Source organism: Streptomyces sp. NPDC059994, from assembly GCF_042737755.1.
In the GTDB taxonomy this organism is placed as follows: Bacteria; Actinomycetota; Actinomycetes; order Streptomycetales; family Streptomycetaceae; genus Streptomyces.
Genome location: NZ_JBHWUR010000102.1, coordinates 21,995 through 27,994, shown reverse-complemented (window position 1 = coordinate 27,994; position 6,000 = coordinate 21,995). Strand labels below are relative to the sequence as shown.

Below are 6,000 nucleotides of genomic sequence, written 5' to 3'. Positions count from 1 at the left end.
GGCCCCGCGCTGGGGGGCCGGGGGCGTAGCCCCCGGAGACCGCCTCAGCCCCCGCCCACCCCCGGAGGGTTTGGGGAAGGGGTGGGGTGGGGGCTCAACCGTCCAGGGAATCCAGCGTCGCGTTCGACGCCCCCCGCCGGCCCGCCTCCTCCCGGCTCACCGCCTCCGCGTCCCGCAGCACCCGTACCGCGTTCCCCCACGTCAGCTTGGCCAGGTCCCCCTCGGACCAGCCACGGCTGAGGAGCTCGGCGATCAGGTTGGGGTAGCCGGAGACGTCGTCCAGGCCGGACGGGGTGAACGCCGTGCCGTCGAAGTCGCCGCCGATGCCGATGTGGTCGATCCCGGCGACCGCGCGCATGTGGTCGAGGTGGTCCGCCACCGTCACCACGGAAGCGGCCGGACGCGGGTGCGCCGCCTCGAAGGCGGCGTGCAGCGCCATCGCCTCGGGCGAGGTGTCCAGCGCGTGCAGCCCGTGCGCGCGCAGGTTCTCGTCCGCCGCCGCCGTCCACTCCACCGCCGCGGGCAGGATGAACTTCGGTACGAAGGTCACCATGGCCACTCCCCCGTTGCCGGGGAGGAGCGACAGCACGTCGTCGGGCACGTTGCGCGGGTGGTCGCACACCGCCCGCGCCGAGGAGTGGGAGAAGATCACGGGCGCCGACGACGTCGACAGCGCGTCCCGCATCGTCGTCGCCGCCACGTGCGAGAGGTCGACGAGCATGCCGAGGCGGTTCATCTCGCGGACCACCTCGTGGCCGAACGGGGACAGGCCCCCGACCCCCGGCGCGTCCGTCGCCGAGTCCGCCCAGGCGGTGTTGTCGTTGTGGGTCAGCGTCATGTAGCGGACACCCAGCGCGTACAACGCCCGTAGCGTGGCGAGGGAGTTGTTGATGGAGTGGCCTCCCTCCGCGCCCTTGAGCGAGGCGATGCGGCCCTCCGCCCGCGCCTTCTCCATGTCGTCCGCCGTCAGCGCCCCCGCCAGGTCCCCGGGGTAGCGCGCGATCAGCTGGTCGACGCAGTCGATCTGCTCAAGGGTGGCGCTGACCGCCTCGTCGCCCGCCATGTCGGTACGCACGTACACCGACCAGAACTGCGCGCCCACCCCGCCCGCCCGCAGCCGGGGGATGTCGGTGTGCAGATGGCCGGTCTGGTCGCGGCCGACGTCGCGGCGTTCGAGGTCGTAGCGGACCTGCTTGCGCAGCGCCCAGGGGAGGTCGTTGTGGCCGTCGACGACGGGGTGCTGGGCCAGCAGCGTACGGGCCCGCGCGAGGTGGTCCACCGTGCTCACTTTCCGAAGCCGAAGGACGCCGAGGCCTCCACCTTGGAGCGCAGCCGCCTGCCCTTCTCCGTCGCCTGGTCGTTCAGCTCCTGCTGGAACTCCCGCATGCGCGCCAGGAGTTCGGGGTCGTGGGCGGCCAGGATACGGGCGGCCAGCAGACCCGCGTTGCGCGCCCCGCCCACCGACACCGTCGCCACCGGCACCCCGGCCGGCATCTGCACGATGGACAGCAGGGAGTCCATGCCGTCCAGGTACTTCAGCGGTACCGGCACACCGATCACCGGCAGCGGGGTGACCGAGGCGAGCATGCCGGGCAGATGGGCCGCCCCGCCCGCGCCCGCGATGATCGCCTTCAGACCGCGGTCCGCCGCCTGCTCGCCGTACGCGATCATCTCGTGCGGCATCCGGTGCGCCGAGACCACGTCGACCTCGTACGCGATCTCGAACTCGTGCAGCGCCTGGGCGGCGGCCTCCATGACCGGCCAGTCGGAGTCCGAGCCCATGACGATGCCGACAACAGGACCGTTGACAGGGGTGGCGCTCATTCGGTGATCGTTCCTCTGAGGTAGTCGGCCGCGTGACGGGCGCGCTCGCGCACGTCAGCGAGGTCGTCGCCGTAGGTGTTGACGTGGCCGACCTTACGACCGGGCTTCACGTCCTTGCCGTACATATGGATCTTGAGCTGGGGGTCGCGGGCCATGCAGTGCAGATACGCGTAGTACATGTCCGGGTAGTCGCCGCCGAGCACGTTGCACATGACCGTCCACTTCGACCTCGGGCGCGGGTCGCCCAGCGGAAGGTCGAGTACGGCCCGGACGTGGTTGGCGAACTGCGAGGTGACCGCGCCGTCCTGGGTCCAGTGGCCGGAGTTGTGCGGGCGCATGGCCAGCTCGTTGACGAGGATGCGCGACACACCATCGGCGTCGCGGGTCTCGAAGAGCTCGACCGCGAGGTGGCCGACCACGCCCAGCTCGTCCGCGATGCGCAGGGCCAGCTGCTGGGCCTCGCCCGCCAGTTCCTCGGCGAGGTCGGGCGCGGGGGCGATCACGGTGTCGCATACGCCGTCGACCTGGACCGACTCGACGACCGGGTAGGCCACCGCCTGGCCGTGCGGGGAGCGGACCACATTGGCGGCCAGCTCCCGTACGAAGTCGACCTTCTCCTCGGCCAGGACCGCGACGCCAGCCTTGAAGGCGTCCGCCGCCTCCGCCTCGGAGCGCACGACCCACACGCCCTTGCCGTCGTAGCCGCCCCGCACCGTCTTGAGGATGACGGGGTAGCCGCCCGACCCGTCGCCCGACCACCGCCCCTCATCGAGGCGCTTCGCGCCGCCCCCGCTGATCTCCGCCGCGAACCGCGACACGTCGGCCGGGTCCGCCACCAGCCGGTGGCGGGGGCAGGGCGCACCGATCTCGTCGAGCCTGGCGCGCATCACCCCCTTGTCCTGGGCGTGCACCAACGCGTCGGGCCCCGGCCGGACGGGAATGCCGTCCGCCTCCAGGGCCCGCAGGTGTTCGGTGGGTACGTGCTCGTGATCGAAGGTGATCACGTCACAGCCGCGCGCGAAGGCACGCAGCGTCTCCAGGTCGCGATAGTCGCCGATGACGACCTCGCTCACCACCTGGGCCGCCGAGTCCTGGGGGGTGTCACTGAGCAACTTGAATCTGAGGCCGAGGGGGATGCCCGCCTCGTGGGTCATACGGGCGAGCTGACCGCCGCCGACCATGCCGACTACCGGAAACGTCACACCCCCAGGGTATCCGCCGTCCCCGGGGCCCCCGCCGGAGCGGCCCGTGGAGCCCTGCGAGGCCGGGCGTGGCCTGGATTTGCGGGCGTCCACGAGCAATGCCCAGAGGCGCTGGTTAGCATGGCCGGGTTGGCGTACGACGAACGACACCGATACCGAGAACGACACCGAACCGAACGGGGCTGGGCGATCACCATGAGTGAACGGGGCGCATTGCGTAAGCGACTGCAGCTGCTCGCCCGGGAGATCGCGAAGTTCGGCGCCGTGGGCGCCATCGGGTTCGTCGTCAACGCGATCGTCTTCAACCTGTGCATGCACGTGGCCCACCTCGCGGTCGTACGCTCCGGAGTCATCGCCACCGCCGTCGCCATCGCCACCAACTACGTCGGCAACCGCTACTGGACCTACCGGCAGACCGACAGCGGCCGGCGCAGCCGGGAGCTGATGCTGTTCCTGCTGTTCAGCGGCATCGGCCTGGTGATCGAGAACGGGGTCCTCGCGCTCTCGCACTACGGCTTCGGCTACACCTCGACGGTCGCCGACAACGTCGCCAAGAACGTGGTGGGCCTCGGGCTCGGCACGGTCTTCCGGTTCTGGTCGTACCGCACCTGGGTGTTCCGGGCGCTGCCCGCCCGGGAGGCCGTCGAGACCGCCGAATCCTTTCTCGGCGATGCCCCTCAGCCGTACGCCCGCAACAACTCCGGCTCGTAAAGCAGTTCCGGCTCGTGGATCAGGGGCGTGAACCGGTCATCTGACCGTCTGCTCCGGCTCACGCGGATCACGCGGATCACGCGGGTCGCGTGCCATCCGGCCCAGGAACAGCGCGAACACCGCGGGCTGCTGCTGGAGCATCTCCAGCCGGCCGCCGTCCGCCTCCGCCAGGTCGCGGGCGACCGCGAGGCCGATGCCGGTGGAGTTGCGGCCGCTGATGGTCCGCTCGAAGATCCGCGCCCCGAGGTCGGACGGCACACCGGGTCCCTGGTCGGTGACCTCGACCACGGTCTGGTTGCCGGTGACCCGGGTGCGCACCGCGACCGTGCCGCCGCCGTGCATCAGCGAGTTCTCGATCAGCGCCGCCAGGACCTGGGCGACCGCCCCCGGGGTGCCCACCGCACGCAGCCCCTGCTTGCCGGAGCGGACGATCGCGCGGCCCGCGCTGCGGTAGGCCGGGCGCCACTCCTCCAGCTGCTGCTTGACCACCTCGTCGAGGTCGAAGACGACGGCCGAGCCGATCCGGGGGTCGCGGGAGTTGGTGAGCAGCCGCTCCACCACGTCGGTGAGCCGCTCGACCTGGGTGAGCGCGATCGTCGCCTCCTCCTTGACCGTGTCCAGGTCGTCGGTGAGGGCGATCTCCTCCAGCCGCATGGAGAGCGCGGTGAGCGGGGTGCGCAGCTGGTGGGAGGCGTCGGCGGCGAGCCTGCGTTCGGCGGTGAGCATCTTGCCGATGCGCTCGGCGGAGGAGTCCAGGACGTCGGCGACCCGGTCCAGCTCGTGCACCCCGTACCGCTTGTGGCGGGGGCGCGGGTCGCCGGAGCCGAGCCGCTCCGCGGTCTCGGCCAGATCGGTGAGCGGGGAGGCCAGCTTGTTGGCCTGGCGTACGGCGAGGAGCACCGCGGAGACGATGGCGAGCAGCGCCACCGCACCGATGATCAGCAGGGTGCGCCCGACCTCCCTGGTGACCGTGGAGCGGGACTCCTCGACCAGGACGGCCTCGCCACGCGCGCCCGTGGCGGTGCCGCGGATGAGCGAGCCGCTCGGCCGGGCGCCGAGCTCGATGGGGGTGCGGCCGGGGATGTCGATGCGGGCGTAGCGGTCGGGGCCGACCCCGGCCAGCGACTGGGGGCCGACCGTCTCGCCCGCGAGCATCCGGCTGTCGATGACGCTGACGAGCCGCAGCGCCTCGGAGTTCACGCTCTCCTGGGCGCTGCTGCTGATCGTCCTGGTCTCGACGATGACGAGGGAGATGCCGAAGACGGCGATCACCACGAGCACCACGGCGAGCGTGGAGTTGATCAGTCGGCGGCGCATGGCTCAGTGTCCCAGGACGTACGGGCCGCGGGTCGTCAGCTCTTCTCGAAGCGGAAGCCGACGCCGCGGACGGTGGCGATGTAGCGCGGGTTGGCGGCGTCGTCGCCGAGCTTCTTGCGCAGCCAGGAGATGTGCATGTCGAGCGTCTTGGTCGAGGACCACCAGGTGGTGTCCCAGACCTCGCGCATCAGCTGGTCGCGGGTGACGACCCGGCCCGCGTCGCGCACGAGCACCCGCAGCAGGTCGAACTCCTTGGCGGTGAGCTGGAGCTCCTCGTCGCCCATCCAGGCGCGGTGCGACTCGACGTCGATCCGTACGCCGTGGGTGGCGGGCTGGGGGGCGGGCTCGGTGGCGCCGCGCCGCAGCAGGGCCCGCACCCGGGCCAGCAGCTCGGCCAGCCGGAACGGCTTGGTGACGTAGTCGTCGGCGCCGGCGTCGAGGCCGACCACGGTGTCCACCTCGTCGGCGCGGGCGGTCAGCACCAGGATCGGGACGGTGTGGCCCTCGGAGCGGAGCCTGCGGGCCACCTCCAGGCCGTCCATGCCGGGCAGCCCCAGGTCGAGCACGACCAGGTCGGCGCCTCCCTGGAGTCCGGCGTCGAGGGCGGTCGGGCCGTCCTCGCGGACCTCGACCTCGTAACCCTCCCGACGCAGTGCGCGGGCCAGCGGCTCCGAGATGGACGCGTCGTCCTCGGCGAGCAGTACACGGGTCATGGGGGTGATGGTAGTCCGCGGCCGGGACGGCCTGTCCGTGGAACCCGTCAGGGACCGGCCGGGGTTGGGAGCCGCGCCCGTTCTTGATCGTCCCCTGATCGCCTCTTGATCGTCCGGCGGCCGTTCCTTGATCGTCTTTTGCCCGTCCATCCCTGCGGCTCTGGGATGCGATCCTGTTCACCACCTTCGAATGTGGGCGGATGGTTCCAGCAACACCTGTGATCCATCTCTCA

Annotated in this window: 6 protein-coding genes; 1 reads left to right on the top strand and 5 read right to left on the bottom strand. The window is 71.4% G+C overall.

Annotated elements, in window-relative coordinates; genetic code table 11:
• Nucleotides 1-94: 94 nt before the first annotated feature.
• Genes ACFWA7_RS32705 through ACFWA7_RS32695 form a run of 3 tightly spaced genes read right to left on the bottom strand, consistent with a single transcriptional unit; the run spans nucleotide 95 to nucleotide 3,026 of the window.
• Nucleotides 95-1,279 carry a dipeptidase gene (locus ACFWA7_RS32705; protein WP_385545906.1) on the bottom strand — a complete coding sequence of 395 codons (1,185 nt, stop codon included), beginning with the start codon at nucleotides 1,277-1,279 and terminating at the stop codon, nucleotides 95-97.
• 5 nt (nucleotides 1,280-1,284) lie between these two features.
• Complete coding sequence (purE, locus tag ACFWA7_RS32700; RefSeq protein WP_385545885.1) at nucleotides 1,285-1,824, bottom strand: 5-(carboxyamino)imidazole ribonucleotide mutase; 540 nt, start codon at nucleotides 1,822-1,824, stop codon at nucleotides 1,285-1,287.
• A complete protein-coding gene (locus ACFWA7_RS32695) occupies nucleotides 1,821-3,026 on the bottom strand; it encodes a 5-(carboxyamino)imidazole ribonucleotide synthase (protein ID WP_385545882.1) in 1,206 nt (401 codons plus the stop codon). Before ACFWA7_RS32695 ends, purE begins: the two co-directional genes overlap by 4 nt.
• A 195-nt stretch (nucleotides 3,027-3,221) precedes the next feature.
• Here ACFWA7_RS32695 and ACFWA7_RS32690 point away from each other — a divergent pair, with 195 nt between their 5' ends.
• Nucleotides 3,222-3,737 carry a GtrA family protein gene (locus tag ACFWA7_RS32690; RefSeq protein ID WP_385545878.1) on the top strand — a complete coding sequence of 172 codons (516 nt, stop codon included), beginning with the start codon at nucleotides 3,222-3,224 and terminating at the stop codon, nucleotides 3,735-3,737.
• 36 nt (nucleotides 3,738-3,773) lie between these two features.
• Here the strand turns inward: ACFWA7_RS32690 and ACFWA7_RS32685 are convergent, their stop codons facing one another.
• Both ACFWA7_RS32685 and ACFWA7_RS32680 read right to left on the bottom strand, forming a co-directional pair.
• A complete protein-coding gene (locus ACFWA7_RS32685) occupies nucleotides 3,774-5,054 on the bottom strand; it encodes an ATP-binding protein (protein ID WP_385545875.1) in 1,281 nt (426 codons plus the stop codon).
• A gap of 35 nt (nucleotides 5,055-5,089) precedes the next feature.
• Nucleotides 5,090-5,767, bottom strand: coding sequence for a response regulator transcription factor (locus ACFWA7_RS32680; RefSeq protein ID WP_100574199.1), 678 nt, complete (start codon nucleotides 5,765-5,767; stop codon nucleotides 5,090-5,092).
• Nucleotides 5,768-6,000: the final 233 nt, after the last annotated feature.

Excerpts from the sequence above, each read along its gene's own strand:
- purE (WP_385545885.1), bottom strand. The coding sequence starts at position 1,824 with ATGAGCGCCACCCCTGTCAACGGTCCTGTTGTCGGCATCGTCATGGGC.
- ACFWA7_RS32690 (WP_385545878.1), top strand. The coding sequence starts at position 3,222 with ATGAGTGAACGGGGCGCATTGCGTAAGCGACTGCAGCTGCTCGCCCGG.
- ACFWA7_RS32685 (WP_385545875.1), bottom strand. The coding sequence starts at position 5,054 with ATGCGCCGCCGACTGATCAACTCCACGCTCGCCGTGGTGCTCGTGGTG.
- ACFWA7_RS32680 (WP_100574199.1), bottom strand. The coding sequence starts at position 5,767 with ATGACCCGTGTACTGCTCGCCGAGGACGACGCGTCCATCTCGGAGCCG.